Origin of the sequence: Microbacterium sp. 4R-513, from assembly GCF_011046485.1 — a bacterium.
In the GTDB taxonomy this organism is placed as follows: Bacteria; Actinomycetota; Actinomycetes; order Actinomycetales; family Microbacteriaceae; genus Microbacterium.
Map to the genome: position 1 here is coordinate 2,407,150 of NZ_CP049256.1, position 13,309 is coordinate 2,420,458.

A 13,309-nucleotide genomic window follows, 5' to 3' on the forward strand; every position below is an offset into this window, starting at 1 on the left:
CCCGCGGCTCCGTCGGACGGGACCGCGTCGGCGCCCGCATCTAGACTCGGCGCGTGCCCCGCATCCGTCCGTTCCGTCCCGGCGACGAGCCCGCGCTCGCCGACATCTGCCTTCGGACCGCCGACGAGGGGGTCGATGCGACCGGTCTCTTCGAGGACGACGAGATCTGGGCGCAGATCTTCGTTCTGCCGTATGCGGCGAGGCATCCCGACCTCGCGTTCGTCGTCGAGACCGATGACGGCCGCGTCGCGGGATACGTCGTGTGCGCTCCTGACACGCGCGAGTTCGAGGTGTGGTTCGCGACCGAGTGGTGGCCGCGGTTCGCCGAGCGGTGGCCGCGGCCGGACGAGGAGCGCAGCCGGCAGGACGGCACCCTTCGCTATGCCTACGGCCGGCACGCCGGCGCCGAGCCCTACGGTGACGCATACCCCGCGCACCTCCACATCGACCTGCTTCCGGAGCTGCAGGGGCAGGGCTGGGGCCGGCGCCTCATCGACACGCTCGTCGCCGCCCTGCGCGAGCGCGGCGTGACGGGCCTGCACCTCGTCGCCTCGAGCGGCAACACCGGGGCGCTCGCGTTCTATACGCGTCTGGGCTTCACGGCCCTGCCGTCGCACGAAGGCGTGCAGGCCTTCGGAATGGCGCTCTAGCTCTCGACGAGGTCGCGGACGCGCCGGCGCTCGAGCAGCGGAGCCACCTGCTCGTCGCCGAGAAGCCGGTCATCGAGCTTGGTGCGCCCGTCCTCGATCCAGCCGTGGCGCTCGTAGAAGGATGCCGCGCGCTCGTTGCCGTCGAGATACCAGAGGTGCGCTCGGCGGAAGCCGGCAGCCCTGAGCGCCCGCTCCGCCTCGACCAGGAGCGCATGCCCGACGCCGGTGGACCAGTGCTCCGGCAGAGCGTAGATCGCATAGACCTCGCCCGAGCCGTCATCGTCGCGCGACGGGCCGGCCGTCGCCCACCCGACGGGCTCCGCGTCGACTTCGGCGATCAGCTCGACGCTCTGCGGGTCGGCGTGACGATCGTCCCAGTGCACGGTGCGCCGCTCCGTCTCGCGATCGATGTCGAACCGATCCATGACCTCCTCGGGGATGAGGCCGCGGTAGGCCTCGCGCCACGTCCTGATGCGGATCGTGGCGATCGCCCGGGCATCGTCGACGGTCGCTCTGCGCACCCTCACGTCGGCCATGCGTCGACGCTACCTGGGTCAGGCGGCTACCCGGCCGCCCTCGAGACGCACGACCCGGTCGACGAGACCCGCGGGCACAGTCACGTGCGAGATGAGCACGACGGCCTGATCGTCTCCCACCGCGGAGAGCAGATCGCTGAGCAGGGCATCGGATGCCTCGGGGTCGACACCCGCGGTCGGCTCGTCGAGCACGAGCACGGGGAAGCCCCGCAGCAGCGCTCGGGCGAGGGCGAGGCGCTGTGCCTGTCCTCCCGAGACGAGCGCCCCGCGCTCTCCGACGCGCGCGCCGAGCCCGCCCCGTTCGCGCAGCCAACCGCCGAGGCCCACGCGGTCGAGGACGGCGTGGAGGTCGGCGTCGGTCGCGGTGTCACGAGCGAAGAGCAGGTTCTGGCGGATGTCCTCGTCGAACAGCATGGGGTGCTGCTCGCACAGCCCGACGGTGAGGCGGACGTCGTCGCCCGCGAGGTCGTGCACCTCCGTCCCGCCGATCGCGTACTCGCCCGAGGTGTCGAGGAAGCGCACGAGGGCGTGGGCGAGAGTCGTCTTCCCGGCGCCGCTCGCGCCCACCACGAGAACGCGTTCGCCCGGCCGCACGTCGAGGTCGATGCCGGCGAGGGACGCACGGTGTGCCCCAGGCCAGCGCGCCGACACGTCGCGCAGGCGGAGCCCGTCGCCGAGCGGGGGTGCTTCGCCGGTCGCCGGGATCGCCTCGATGACGAGTCCCTCGGGCGGGTCGGCCGGGAGGGATGCCGCGATCCGCGCGGCGGCCGCCCGAACCTGCCGCCAGGAAGACGCCGCGAGGGGGACGGTGGAGAAGACCTCGAACACCGCCATCGGCACGAGGACGACGACCGCGAGAGCCGGTGCGGACAGTCCACCGTCGAAGACCCCGGGCGCCGCGACGGCGATGGCGGCGATCGATGCCGCGCCGGCGAGGAGTGAGACGAGGGCGGAGGTGCCGGCCTGCGCACCGCTCCGACGGACGACGGCGCGGCGGAGAGCGGCATCGGCTTCCCGGATGCGTCGGCGGCTCTCGTCCTCGGCGCCGTACGCCATCAGGACGTCGAGGCTGCCGAGGTGGTCGACGATGGCGTCGGACAGGCGTGAGCGCAGCGGAGCGACCGCGCGCTCCGCCCTCGCCCCGGCCACCCAGCCCCAGAGGATCGCCGCGGCCCCCGCGATCGCGAGGCACGCAGCGAGCGTCACGGCGGCCGGCCACCAGGCGAACGCCACGAGCACGACGGCGCCCACCGCGACGGCCGCCGACGCGACGAGCGGCTGCACGACGCGAAGGGGCAGGTTCTGCAGGTCGTCGACGTCGTCGACGAGCGCCGCCAGCACCGAGCCGCGCCGCGTGCGGGTGAGACCGTCGGGGGCCAGCGGGATGAGTCGGCGCACGAGGTCGGCCCGGCTGGTCGCCAGCTGGCGCAGGGCCGCGTCGTGACTCGCGAGCCGGTCGAGGTAGCGGAAGGCCGCGCGGCTGATCGCGAAGAGACGCACGCCGACGACCGCCGCCGTGATGTACATCACGAGGGGCTGCTCGCTCGCCCGCACGATGAGCCAGGCGCTGACGGCGAGGAGCGCGACAGCGGATGCCTCGGACAGGAAGGCCGATGCGGCACCCGGCCAGAACCGCCTGGCGGGCGGCATGGCGCCGCGGAGGACGGCGGCGGGAGTCGACGGGGCGAGCGCCGGCGAGGCGCCCGCCATCGTGCGCCGGTCGAGGGACGTCATGCCGGCACCTCACTGGGCTCGAGGTGCACGACGGCGTCAGCGATCGTCCGCGCCGACACGCGGTGCGAGACGAGCACGACGGCAGCGCCCGCATCGGCGAGGAGCCGCACCGACGCCCAGAGCCGCGCCTCCGTGCGGGTGTCGAGAGCCGAGCTCGGCTCGTCGAGCGCGACAACCGGCGCAAAGCCGCGCAGGTGCCGGTAGAAGGCCCGCGCGACGGCGACGCGCTGGGCCTGGCCGCCGGAGAGTCCGGCGCCCTGCACGCCGAGCTCGGCCTCGGGGTCGAGGTCGCCCGCGCCGGCGAGTTCGAGCGCCCGGCGGATGACCGCGGCGTCGGGCACGGGGTCGCCCAGAGCGACATTGGCGCCGATGGGTCCCGCCACGAGGCCGGGTCGCTGACCCGCCCACGCGAGCCACCCGGAGGGCACCAGGTCGCGCACGTCGCGGCCGCCGTACGCGGCGGTGCCCTCGAACCCCGCGGCGCCGCGGAGCGCCGCCAGGACGCTCGACTTGCCCGAGCCGCTCGGTCCCTCCAGCAGAGCGACCTCGCCGGGCCGCACGACGAGGTCGATGGGCGGAAGGAGCCGCTCGCCGCGCCGGACGCGCACCCCCTCGAGCGTGAGGATGCCGGGGGCCGCAGTGGCGTGCATCCCGGTGCGCGGCCCTTTCGCGGGATCCGCCGACGGAGGCGTGGATGGACGGCGTGGGGCCGCGGCATCCAGCACCGCGAACACGTCGTCGGTCGCGGCGATGCCCTCGGCCGCCGCGTGGAACTGCACTCCGACCTGCCGCAGCGGCAGATACGCCTCGGGCGCGAGCAGGAGGACGAAGAGCCCCACCATGAGCGCGAGCGAGCCGTCGAGCAGGCGGAAGCCGATCGAGACGGCGACGATCGCGACCGAGATCGAAGCGAGGAACTCGAGCGCGAAGCCGGACAGGAACGAGACGCGCAGCACCTTCATGGTCTCGGTCCGGTACCGCTCGGTGACCGAGGCGATGGATGCCGCGGCGCGGTGCTGCCGGCCGAACACCTTGAGTGTCGAGAGGCCCTGCACCGTGTCGGAGAACCGCGCGGCCAGTTGATGCAGCGTCTTCCACTGGCGCTGCTGCACCGTGCGCGTCGCGAGGCCGATGAGCACCATGAAGACCGGGATGAGGGGGAGGGTCAGCAGAACGGTGAGGCCCGAGATCCAGTCCTGCCACCACATGACCGCGACGAGGATCGGCGTCGCGATGACGGTCTGCACGAGCTGGGGGAGGTAGCGCCCGAAGTAGGCCTCGAGAGCGGCGAGTCCGCGCCCGGCGGTGACGGCGAGCTGCGCCGAGTTGTGCCGCTCGGTCCACTCCGGACCCAGCACGCCGACCGCGCCGACGAGCGTGTCGCGCAGCTGCAGCTCGACCTGAGCGGCCGCCCGCGCTGCGACGCTGTCGCGCGCCCACAGCAGCACGGCTCGGACCGCGACGACGGCCGCGAGGAGGCCGAGCGTCGGCGCGAGGGCGGACAGCGGCATCCCCTCGACGGCGCCGACGATCGCGGAGGTCATGAGCCAGGCGAACGCGATGATCACGAGCGTCTGGCACACCGCGATCACCGCGACCGCCAGGAAGAAGCCGCGGGAGGCGCCGGCGTACTTCAGCAGCCGAGGGTCGACCGGCGGCGTGCGCCGCGCCCCGGCATCCGTCCCACTCATCCCTGTTCGACCCTCCTCACCCGCGAACCCATCCGTCCGTGCGCCAGACTCCCCGCTCGTGCCGCTCCGATGCGGCGGCTCGAGCGCGGATGTGTGGTCCCGGCGCACCGCGCGTAAGCCCGCCGGATCAGTGCACCACCGCGGCGGCGCGCTCGATGCGGCTGCGCGAGACGCGCTTGCGGAAGATCCAGTACGTCCAGCCCTGATACAGCAGCACGAGGGGCAGGAAGATCAGCGCCGCCCAGCTCATGATCGTGAGCGTGTAGTCGGTGCTCGACGCGTTCTCGATCGTCAGGCTGTTCGCGGCATCCGTCGTCGAGGGCATGACGTTGGGGAAGAGCGCGAACCACAGGGCCAGCACCGCCGCGACGATGGTCGCCGCGCCGAGCGCGAACGCCCAGCCTTCGCTGTCGCGCGCGTTCGCCACGAGGGACGCGATGAGGCTGAGCGCTGCGACGGCCGACAGGAGCACGACGAGCCAGAGGGCCGGGGCACCCGCCGTCGAGGCGTTGAGGATCGTCCAGACGAGGAAGACGGCCGCGACGACGACGGTGAGGATGCCGCTGCGCCGCGCGAGCCGGCGGGCGTCGAGGTGGACCTGCCCGTCGGTCTTCAGTGCGACGAAGTACACGCCGTGCGTGAAGAAGAGGAGGAGCGTCGTGAGCCCGCCGACGAGCGCGTACGGGTTCAGCAGCGTCACGAGCGATCCTGTGAACTCGTGGTTCGCGTCGAGCGGCACGCCGTGGACGATGTTCGCGACGGCGACGCCCCACAGGAAGGCGGGCACGGCCGAGCCGATGACGATCATCCGGTCGAAGCCCTTCTTCCACTTCAGGCTGTCCCGCTGGTGACGGTACTCGAATGAGACGCCCCGCAGGATGAGCGTCAGCAGGATGAGCAGCAGCGCGAGGTAGAACCCGCTGAAGAGGGTCGCGTACCACTCCGGGAAGGCGGCGAACAGGCACGCGCCGGCGACGATGATCCACGTCTCGTTGAGGTCCCACACGGGGCCGATCGTGTTGATGATCTGCCGGCGTGAGACGTCGTCCCTGCCCAGGAAGGGGAGCGACATGCCGACGCCGAAGTCGAACCCGTCCAGGACGAAGTAGCCGACGAAGAGGAAGCCGACGATGAAGAACCAGAGGTATGCGAGATCCATGGCGAGCTCCTCCTAGTACACCGTCGTGGGCGTGTCTTCGAGCGCCAGTTCGGACGGGTGGGGGTCATCGGGGCCGGGCAATGGGTCGGGGCCCTTCTTGGCGGTCCTCATGATGAGGCCGATCTCGACGACGGCGAGGGCGGCGTAGATCGCGGTGAACGACAGCAGCGAGATGAGCACCGTCCATCCGGGGACGCTCGGCGAGACGCCGTCCTGCGTGAGCATGAGCCCGAAGACGATCCAGGGCTGCCTGCCCATCTCGGTGAAGATCCAGCCGACGAGGATCGCGAAGAGCGATGCGGGCCAGGCCCAGATGGCGAGCTTCCACGCCCACGCCGGCACCTCACGCTTGGCGTTCTTGCGCGTGAGCCAGAGGCCGACGACGGCGGTGAGCGCGGCGACGCCCCCGAGGCCGATCATCCACCGGAACGACCAGTACGTCACCCAGAGAACAGGTGCGAAGCTGCCGTCGACCTGGTCGGCGAACTGCGGGAAGAGCTGGGTCGTGTACTCGGCGTTGAGGTCGTTGATGCCCTCGACGCAGCCGTTCAGCGAGTGCGTCGAGAGGAACGCCAGCAGGTAGGGCACGCGGATCGAGAAGAGCTCGCTGGAGCCGTCCGGGGTGCCCAGCGTGAAGATCGAGAACGAGGCATCCGCCCCGCATGCGCTGTTGAACATCGCCTCGGCGGCCGCCATCTTCATCGGCTGCGTCGAGACCATGACGAGCCCGAGCTGATCGCCCGACAGCGCGACACCCGCGAACGCGACGATCATGCCCCACAGTCCGTACTTGAGGGACGACCGCATCATCTCGACGTTCCGACCGCGGGCGAGCTGCCAGGCCGAGATCGAGATGATGACGCCCGCCGTCATCATGAAGGCGGCGAACAGCGTGTGGGGCAGCGCCGCGAGGGCGACGGGGTTCGTCAGCACGGCGAAGAAGTCGGTCATCTCGGCGCGGCTGCCGTCCTGCGCCATCTGGTATCCGACCGGGTTCTGCATGAAGGCGTTCGCGGCGAGGATGAAGTACGCCGAGAACCAGGCGCCGATCGTCGCGATCCAGATGCTCGCGAGATGCAGGCCCTTCGGGAGCTTGTCCCACCCGAAGATCCACAGGCCGATGAAGGTCGCCTCGAAGAAGAAGGCCATGAGCCCCTCGAAGGCGAGCGGAGCGCCGAAGACGTCGCCGACGAAGCGGGAGTACGACGACCAGTTCATGCCGAACTGGAACTCCTGCACGATGCCCGTCACGACGCCCATCGCGAAGTTGATGAGGAAGATCCTGCCGAAGAAGCGGGTCAAGTGGAGCCACTTCACGTTCGCCGTCCGGAACCAGGCCGTCTGGAAGATCGAGACGGTCAGCGCCATGCCCAGCGTGAGCGGCACGAACAGGAAGTGGTACAGCGTCGTGAGGCCGAACTGCCAGCGGGCGAGCAGCAGCGGATCGAGCCAGTCCATGCGATTTCCTCCAGGTCACGGGGGACTTGCGGCCCACGGTACACAGGAAGAGGGGGCCTCGTGGGGCAGAACGTCGCGTTTAGTTCGACGGCGAGACATGTGGTCTGACCATACGGCCCCGAGCCGCGCGACTAACCTGGAGCAAGGGACGGGAGGTGCGCCCGATGACGACGATTCCGGTGACTATCGGGATGCCGCGAGCCCGCGGCGTCGCGGATGCCGATGCCGTCGCCCTCCGCGAGCCCGGCGATCCGCTCGTCGACCGCTACGGGCGCGTGCATCGCGACCTGCGGATCTCCCTCACCGACCGCTGCTCGCTGCGCTGCACGTACTGCATGCCCGAGCAGGGGAACGAGTGGCTCGCCAAGTCGAGCATCCTCACCCTGGACGAGATCGTGCGGGTCGCCACGGTCGCGGCGGCCGACGGCGTCACGACCTTCCGGCTCACGGGCGGCGAGCCGCTCCTGCGCCCCGACATCGTGGAGGTCGTGGCGCGGCTCGGCGAGATCCGGGGTCCCGACGGCCGGCCTGTCGAGCTCGCAATGACCACGAACGGCATCCGCCTGCCCGAATTCCTCCCCGGTCTCACAGCGGCTGGGCTTCGGCGACTCAACATCTCATTGGACACGCTGCGGCGCGACCGGTTCCGCGATCTGACGCGCCGTGACCGCCTCGACGATGTGCTCGCCGGGATCGCGGCGGCCGCGGCATCCGGTCTTCGCCCCCTGAAGCTGAATGCGGTCGCGATGCGGGACGTCAACGACGACGAGCTCGTCGACCTCGTGGAATTCGCCGTCGCGCACGACGCCGAGCTCCGGTTCATCGAGCAGATGCCTCTCGATGCCGGGCACACGTGGGAGCGGTCGCGCATGGTGACGCGGGACGAGATCCTCGCGAAGCTCTCGGAGCGGTGGCACCTCACGCCGGTGCCGGGGCGCGGGGGAGCACCCGCCGAGCGGTGGATGCTCGACGGCGGTCCCCGGACGGTGGGGGTCATCGCGTCTGTCACCGCGCCGTTCTGCGGCGACTGCGACCGCCTGCGCCTCACCGCCGACGGGCAGCTGCGCAACTGCCTCTTCTCGACGACCGAGTACGACCTGCTGCCCATCCTGCGCGCCGGCGGCGAGGCGGTCGACGGCGGGATCGATCGGATGCTGCGCTCCTGCGTCCACGGGAAGCTCCCCGGTCACGCCATCAACGACCCCGGGTTCCTCCAGCCGGCCCGTGGGATGAACGCCATCGGCGGCTGACACCGGCGTTCCTCGCCGGGTCCCGCGCGTTTCGTCTCGCTTCGCTCGCTCAACGACCGGGGAGAGCCGGCGATCGGCCGGAGGGGTGGATCGCCGCAGACGAAACGGTCCCGGCAGGCGAGAGCGACCGGTCCGCGCCCGACGGGCCGGGCATACCCTGAAGTCATGGGACGGATCACGGCACGGCGCCCGGTCGTCAAGATCACGCTCGGCGTGGGCGAGACGCGCCGCCCCGACACGCTCGCCGTCGAGGAGCCGCTCGAGATCCGCATCGCGGGGACGCCTCTCGTCGTCACGATGCGGACGCCGGGGCATGACGTCGAGCTCGCGGCGGGCTTCCTCGTCTCGGAGGGCGTCATCTCGGCCGGTGAGCACTTCCGCTCGGCGATCCACTGCGGGGGCCCCGGCACCGGCGGCCCGCTCGCCGGCACGACCGAGAACACCTACAACGTGCTCGACGTCTCCCTCGCACCCGGGGTCGCGCTGCCCTCAGCCGATCTCGCCCGCAACTTCTACACGACGAGCTCATGCGGCCTGTGCGGCAAAGCCTCGATCGAGGCGGTCGAGACCGTGTCCGCCTACGATGTCGCGGCGGATGGGACGGTGGTGGATGCCGAGGCCCTCGTCGGCTTCCCCGACCTGCTGCGGGCCCAGCAGGCCGTTTTCGACAAGACCGGCGGACTTCACGCCGCCGCACTGTTCGACGCCGAGACCGGCGAGCTCCTCGTGCTGCGGGAAGACGTGGGGCGTCACAACGCCGTCGACAAGGTCGTGGGCTGGGCGGTCCTCAACGATCGACTTCCGCTGCGCAGCACGGTGCTGCAGGTATCGGGGCGAGCGAGCTTCGAGCTGGTGCAGAAGGCCGTGATGGCGGGCATCCCCATGCTCGCCGCGGTGTCGGCGCCGTCCTCGCTGGCGGTGGAGCTGGCCGAGGCATCCGGTCTCACGCTCGTCGGATTCCTGCGGGGCAGGTCGATGAACGTCTACTCGCGGGCCGACCGCATCCGCGTGCCGGCGCACGTGACGGTCTGAGCGGGATCCCGAGCCGCGACGGCGGCCCAGGGTGCCGGCGCGTCAGGGAAATGGGCGTCCGAGAACGCGCGTCAGAGAACGCGCGTCAGAGAGCGGATGCGTCGAAGAGCCCGCGTCAGAAGACGAAGGTCTGGCCGACGATGAGGATCGCGACGACGAAGACGCCGATGATCCCGCCGACGATGGCCAGCGTGCGCCCGGAGAGCTTCGCGACCGAGAACCCGACCAGGAAGGGCAGCGCGACGAGCAGAAGGGTCGCGAGCCACCAGAAGGCGATGTAGCCCCCGCGCGTCGCGTCCGAGAGGCGACCCGAAAACAGCTGCTGCGTGTTCGGGTGCGTTGCGAAGGCGAACGCCGCCGAGAGCGGGATCGCGATGAACGCGGCGACGATGATGCCGGACAGGTAGCCCCAGAGGACCGACTTGCTCCCGAGGTCGTCGTCCTGCGCCATCGTCGTGGGTCGGCGGTTGCTCGTCGTGGCGGGTCGGCGGTTGCTCTTGGTGGCCATGCGGACGACTCTAGCGATCCCGAGCACCGGAGATGGGCACCGTTTCGCCCGGCACGGGTGAGCGTGCGAAGCTCCTCGGGGTCCGTGCGGTTGTGGACCCTCTCGCGGCAACGCGGGTGGATGTTGTGCCCGGCGCGCAATCGTCGCCCGCGGCGACGTCGCTACCGTCGAAGGCAGGATCGCGTGATGTGGGGAAGCGGCCTCGCGGTGCGTGAAGGGGGACGGCATGTTCGAGTGCACGACGTGCGGGCGGGATTACCCGTCCCGGCTGGAGGCGGCGCTGTGCGGCGACGCCGATTCGTGGGAGTCCGAGGACCGTCGCGTCGGCGTGATCTTCCGATCGGCCGACTGAACGGCGGCAGACGCACAGGAGCCGACGACACCCCGTGCGGTGTCATCGGCTCCGGTACGGCGACCCGTCCGCCGAACGCCTCTGAAGGTGCGTGTGCGTCGTCCCGCGCGTTTCCGATGAGGTCGCCGCGGCGGCGGACAGGTCGAGGTCTCCTAGGGGCTGCTCGTCATAGATCCTCCGGGGCGAGATCGCCCTGGCCCTCGTCGCCGAGCTCGGCGTAGATGGGGTCTTCGCCCTGGGTGTCGGGCATGTACTCGTCCTCGCCGAGGACGCGGGGAACGCTGCCCATGTGGGGCTCGTCGGAGTACTCGTCGGTGTCGACGGCGAGGATGTCCGGATCCTCCGCGTCGGCGCCGTCCGTGTCGGCGGTGCCGTCGTCATAGTCTGCGATCGAGCTGTCCGAGACGGCGGAGCTGTTGGTCCCCTCGGCGCCGTCGGCGAGCGTGCCGGCGTCCTCGGTCTGGTTGGCGAGTGGATCCTGCTCGTCGATACCCAGCGAGTCGTCGCGGGTCGTGGCCTCGAAGTCCGGTGTGGACATGTCACTGCCTCCTGTCGTCGGTCGGGCGGTCGTGGGGCGGGCGGTCACCCGGACGGGTTCTCGACGGGCACACCGTCGTCATCCGTCGTGTCGGGCAGCTCGCGTTCGCCGCCTCGCGAGGCGCGCGGGGCCGCGGCATCCGTCGTCTCCTGGTCGGTGATCGTGCCCTCGGGCTCGCTCTCGACAACTCGATGCGTCGTGCCGAGGCGCGCGGCGAGTCGTTCGCCCGCTTCGACCGCCTCGTCGCGGCTCGAGAAGCTCTGCGACATCTCGGGCTCGTCGGCGACCCGCGTCACCCACTGCCCGCGGTTCGAGAACGTCTCGACGGCGCGACCGCTCGTATCGGCGTCGGTCATCGGCTGAAGACCGCCTCGGACACCTCGGCCGGCGTCTCGAAGTCGTCCTTGCCGGAGTTCTCGAGCGCCGACACGATGTCGTCGGGCGCGCCGTTCCGACGGGCCGCCTCGACGAGAGTCGCGCGGCTCGCGGGGTAGTCGACGCCCGCGAGGTGCTTCTGAAGCTCGATGGGGTTCGGCTGGTCTGCCATTTCTGCCCTTCCGATCGTGGTCAGCTCAGCTGCTCGGTCATGACGACGAACAGCATCAGCAGGGTGGTCGAGATCGACATGGCTCCCATGAGCCAGGCGAAGGCGAGGTTGCGGGTCTTCACGCTGTCCACCGTCATCGCGCACACGAGCATCGCCCCGTAGAACGCGCACACCAGGATGATGCCGGTGAGCCCGATGGGCGGGTTGAGGCTCGCGGTGAGCGCGAAGACGAGGATGGCGACGGCGGCGAGGATGCCGGCGGGCACGAGCCATTGCCGGCGCTTCTCGGTGTCGAGGGCGGGCTGCTCGCGCACGCGGGTGGGACCGGCGTGAAGGGGAGTGACGGGGGTCATTCGGAGATCTGCTCCACGGTGCGGCCCGTCTGCTTGGCGGGGGCGGTCAGGGCGATGTCGGCCTGGCTGATGATGCCGACGAGCCGGTGGTCCTCGATGACGGGGATGCGGCGCACCTGGTGCTCCTTCATGAGATCCATCGCCTGCTGCACGTCGTCGGCGGCCTGCACGTAGACGGGCTTGCCGGCGGCGAGCGACCCGGCCGTGGTCGTCGTGGGGTCCAGACCCTCGGCGAGCGCCTTCACCACGATGTCGCGATCGGTCAGCATGCCGATGAGCTTCTGGTCGTCGCCGCAGATCGGCAGCACGCCGATGTCGAGGCTCGCGAGCAGTCGCGCCGCCTCCGAGAGCGTCTGATCCTCGCCCACGCATTGGGGGCTGGGAGTCATGATGTCGCGCGCCAGAGCCATGTGCGTCCCTTCCGCTCGTCTGCTTCGAAGGTAGGGACGTATGCCTCGCCGCGGAGGACCCTTGACACAGCCCTGCTCCCGGGCGTAGCGGTCGACGGGTCGACCTCCGTATCGAAGCCTGGAGCCCGATGCAACCCCCCGTCGGGTCCGGGCGGCGGCCTCCTAGCGTGGGGGCATGGACGCCGAACCCACCGTGTTCCGCAGTGGAGAAGGGGCGCTCCTGTCAGAGGGCATCTGGTGGGACGCGCGCACCGACGAGCTCGTGTGGGTCGACATCCGGCGTGGCACGCTCCACCGAGCGCGACTGGACGGATCCCCCGACGGCACGGACGACCGCGTCGTCGAACTCCCCGCTCCGCTGAGCGTCGTCCAGCCCGCCGCGGGCGGCGGATACGTCGCGGCGCTTCGCGACTCGGTCGTGCTCCTCGACGCCGACGGCGCGATCGTGCGCACGCTCGCCACCATCCGGCACGCGCACGAGGGCATCCGCTTCAACGACGGCAAGGTCGATCCGTTCGGCCGCTTCGTGGTCGGGTCGATCGATGAGACGACGGATGCCTCGGATGCTCGCGTCTACGGCTTCGAGGCCGACGGACGCGTGCGCGTGCTCGCCGGCGGGTTCAACTGCGCGAACGGCATGGACTGGTCGCCGGGCGGCGAATCGTGGTTCATCGCCGACACCTCCGACGAGACGGTCTACCTCGCGCCCTATGGGCGCTTCGGGGCGAGCGGACCGCTCGAGCCGTTCTTCGGCGGCCATCTCGTCGACGGACTGACGCTCGACGCCGACGGGTCGTTCTGGGGCGCGATCTACGGCGCCGGCATCGTGCAGCGGTGGAGTCTCGACGGCGAGGCGCTCGACACCGTTCCGCTTCCGGCACCCGCCGTGACCTCGGTCGGCTTCGGCGGTCCCGACCTCGACATCCTCTTCGTGGCGTCCGCGCGTGACGGGGTCGACGAGGAGAAGCTCGCCGAGAGCCCTCGCAGCGGCTCGATCTTCCGCGTCGACGGGATGGGCCGAGGACGGCCCGTCCGCACGTTCGGCGGCGGCTGACAGCATCCATGAGTCCCACGACAGAACAGGAGAGTCC

General features: G+C 70.8%; 16 protein-coding genes. 5 read left to right on the forward strand and 11 right to left on the reverse strand.

Annotation, left to right across the window (positions count from 1 at the left end; genetic code table 11):
• Nucleotides 1-53 precede the first annotated feature (53 nt).
• Entirely contained in the window at nt 54-650 is a 597-nt protein-coding gene (locus G5T42_RS10490; protein ID WP_165128338.1) for a GNAT family N-acetyltransferase, read from the forward strand.
• Here G5T42_RS10490 and G5T42_RS10495 read toward each other — a convergent pair.
• The 5 genes from G5T42_RS10495 to G5T42_RS10515 form a co-directional block, all read right to left on the reverse strand.
• Entirely contained in the window at nt 647-1,186 is a 540-nt protein-coding gene (locus G5T42_RS10495) for a GNAT family N-acetyltransferase (protein WP_165128340.1), read from the reverse strand. The two genes, G5T42_RS10490 and G5T42_RS10495, sit on opposite strands and share 4 nt — an antisense overlap.
• A gap of 18 nt (nt 1,187-1,204) precedes the next feature.
• On the reverse strand, nt 1,205-2,896 hold the full coding sequence (cydC, locus tag G5T42_RS10500; protein ID WP_165130190.1) for a thiol reductant ABC exporter subunit CydC: 1,692 nt from the start codon (nt 2,894-2,896) through the stop codon (nt 1,205-1,207).
• A 20-nt stretch (nt 2,897-2,916) separates the two neighbouring features.
• Nucleotides 2,917-4,611, reverse strand: a complete 1,695-nt coding sequence (cydD, locus tag G5T42_RS10505; protein WP_165128342.1) for a thiol reductant ABC exporter subunit CydD — start codon at nt 4,609-4,611, stop codon at nt 2,917-2,919.
• Between the two features lie 127 nt (nt 4,612-4,738).
• On the reverse strand, nt 4,739-5,770 hold the full coding sequence (gene cydB / locus G5T42_RS10510; RefSeq protein ID WP_165128344.1) for a cytochrome d ubiquinol oxidase subunit II: 1,032 nt from the start codon (nt 5,768-5,770) through the stop codon (nt 4,739-4,741).
• Between the two features lie 12 nt (nt 5,771-5,782).
• Nucleotides 5,783-7,228: a cytochrome ubiquinol oxidase subunit I gene (locus tag G5T42_RS10515; protein WP_165128346.1), complete on the reverse strand. Its 1,446-nt coding sequence runs from the start codon at nt 7,226-7,228 to the stop codon at nt 5,783-5,785.
• 191 nt (nt 7,229-7,419) lie between these two features.
• Between G5T42_RS10515 and moaA the strand changes: the two genes are divergently transcribed.
• Nucleotides 7,420-8,478 carry a GTP 3',8-cyclase MoaA gene (moaA, locus tag G5T42_RS10520; RefSeq protein WP_241246064.1) on the forward strand — a complete coding sequence of 353 codons (1,059 nt, stop codon included), beginning with the start codon at nt 7,420-7,422 and terminating at the stop codon, nt 8,476-8,478.
• Between the two features lie 165 nt (nt 8,479-8,643).
• Nucleotides 8,644-9,510 (forward strand): formate dehydrogenase accessory sulfurtransferase FdhD, encoded by an 867-nt coding sequence (gene fdhD, locus G5T42_RS10525; RefSeq protein ID WP_165128350.1) that lies wholly within the window; start codon nt 8,644-8,646, stop codon nt 9,508-9,510.
• Between the two features lie 115 nt (nt 9,511-9,625).
• On the opposite strand, the gene G5T42_RS10530 is transcribed toward fdhD, so the two are convergent.
• Nucleotides 9,626-10,018: a hypothetical protein gene (locus G5T42_RS10530; protein ID WP_241245775.1), complete on the reverse strand. Its 393-nt coding sequence runs from the start codon at nt 10,016-10,018 to the stop codon at nt 9,626-9,628.
• Nucleotides 10,019-10,244: 226 nt separating this feature from the next.
• On the opposite strand from G5T42_RS10530, the gene G5T42_RS17910 reads away from it, so the two are divergent.
• On the forward strand, nt 10,245-10,370 hold the full coding sequence (locus G5T42_RS17910) for a hypothetical protein (RefSeq protein ID WP_277601750.1): 126 nt from the start codon (nt 10,245-10,247) through the stop codon (nt 10,368-10,370).
• A 166-nt stretch (nt 10,371-10,536) separates the two neighbouring features.
• Here G5T42_RS17910 and G5T42_RS17715 read toward each other — a convergent pair whose 3' ends face one another.
• The 5 genes from G5T42_RS17715 to G5T42_RS10555 are packed head-to-tail and all read right to left on the reverse strand — an operon-like array spanning nt 10,537 to nt 12,218.
• Complete coding sequence (locus G5T42_RS17715; protein WP_241245776.1) at nt 10,537-10,908, reverse strand: sugar ABC transporter ATPase; 372 nt, start codon at nt 10,906-10,908, stop codon at nt 10,537-10,539.
• Between the two features lie 44 nt (nt 10,909-10,952).
• On the reverse strand, nt 10,953-11,264 hold the full coding sequence (locus G5T42_RS10540) for a DUF2188 domain-containing protein (protein ID WP_165128352.1): 312 nt from the start codon (nt 11,262-11,264) through the stop codon (nt 10,953-10,955).
• On the reverse strand, nt 11,261-11,455 hold the full coding sequence (locus G5T42_RS10545; protein ID WP_165128354.1) for a DUF2795 domain-containing protein: 195 nt from the start codon (nt 11,453-11,455) through the stop codon (nt 11,261-11,263). The genes G5T42_RS10540 and G5T42_RS10545 overlap by 4 nt, the downstream gene beginning before the upstream one ends.
• A gap of 20 nt (nt 11,456-11,475) precedes the next feature.
• Nucleotides 11,476-11,808, reverse strand: a complete 333-nt coding sequence (locus G5T42_RS10550) for a hypothetical protein (RefSeq protein WP_165128356.1) — start codon at nt 11,806-11,808, stop codon at nt 11,476-11,478.
• Nucleotides 11,805-12,218: a CBS domain-containing protein gene (locus tag G5T42_RS10555; RefSeq protein WP_165128358.1), complete on the reverse strand. Its 414-nt coding sequence runs from the start codon at nt 12,216-12,218 to the stop codon at nt 11,805-11,807. The genes G5T42_RS10550 and G5T42_RS10555 overlap by 4 nt, the downstream gene beginning before the upstream one ends.
• A gap of 175 nt (nt 12,219-12,393) precedes the next feature.
• Between G5T42_RS10555 and G5T42_RS10560 the strand changes: the two genes are divergently transcribed.
• Nucleotides 12,394-13,272 carry an SMP-30/gluconolactonase/LRE family protein gene (locus tag G5T42_RS10560; protein ID WP_165128360.1) on the forward strand — a complete coding sequence of 293 codons (879 nt, stop codon included), beginning with the start codon at nt 12,394-12,396 and terminating at the stop codon, nt 13,270-13,272.
• Nucleotides 13,273-13,309: the final 37 nt, after the last annotated feature.

Coding starts and splice junctions, on each gene's coding strand:
- G5T42_RS10495 (WP_165128340.1), bottom strand. CDS start 1,186: ATGGCCGACGTGAGGGTGCGCAGAGCGACCGTCGACGATGCCCGGGCG.
- cydC (WP_165130190.1), bottom strand. CDS start 2,896: ATGGCGGGCGCCTCGCCGGCGCTCGCCCCGTCGACTCCCGCCGCCGTC.
- cydD (WP_165128342.1), bottom strand. CDS start 4,611: ATGAGTGGGACGGATGCCGGGGCGCGGCGCACGCCGCCGGTCGACCCT.
- cydB (WP_165128344.1), bottom strand. CDS start 5,770: ATGGATCTCGCATACCTCTGGTTCTTCATCGTCGGCTTCCTCTTCGTC.
- G5T42_RS10515 (WP_165128346.1), bottom strand. CDS start 7,228: ATGGACTGGCTCGATCCGCTGCTGCTCGCCCGCTGGCAGTTCGGCCTC.
- moaA (WP_241246064.1), top strand. CDS start 7,420: ATGCCGCGAGCCCGCGGCGTCGCGGATGCCGATGCCGTCGCCCTCCGC.
- fdhD (WP_165128350.1), top strand. CDS start 8,644: ATGGGACGGATCACGGCACGGCGCCCGGTCGTCAAGATCACGCTCGGC.
- G5T42_RS10530 (WP_241245775.1), bottom strand. CDS start 10,018: ATGGCCACCAAGAGCAACCGCCGACCCGCCACGACGAGCAACCGCCGA.
- G5T42_RS17910 (WP_277601750.1), top strand. CDS start 10,245: ATGTTCGAGTGCACGACGTGCGGGCGGGATTACCCGTCCCGGCTGGAG.
- G5T42_RS17715 (WP_241245776.1), bottom strand. CDS start 10,908: ATGTCCACACCGGACTTCGAGGCCACGACCCGCGACGACTCGCTGGGT.
- G5T42_RS10540 (WP_165128352.1), bottom strand. CDS start 11,264: ATGACCGACGCCGATACGAGCGGTCGCGCCGTCGAGACGTTCTCGAAC.
- G5T42_RS10545 (WP_165128354.1), bottom strand. CDS start 11,455: ATGGCAGACCAGCCGAACCCCATCGAGCTTCAGAAGCACCTCGCGGGC.
- G5T42_RS10550 (WP_165128356.1), bottom strand. CDS start 11,808: ATGACCCCCGTCACTCCCCTTCACGCCGGTCCCACCCGCGTGCGCGAG.
- G5T42_RS10555 (WP_165128358.1), bottom strand. CDS start 12,218: ATGGCTCTGGCGCGCGACATCATGACTCCCAGCCCCCAATGCGTGGGC.
- G5T42_RS10560 (WP_165128360.1), top strand. CDS start 12,394: ATGGACGCCGAACCCACCGTGTTCCGCAGTGGAGAAGGGGCGCTCCTG.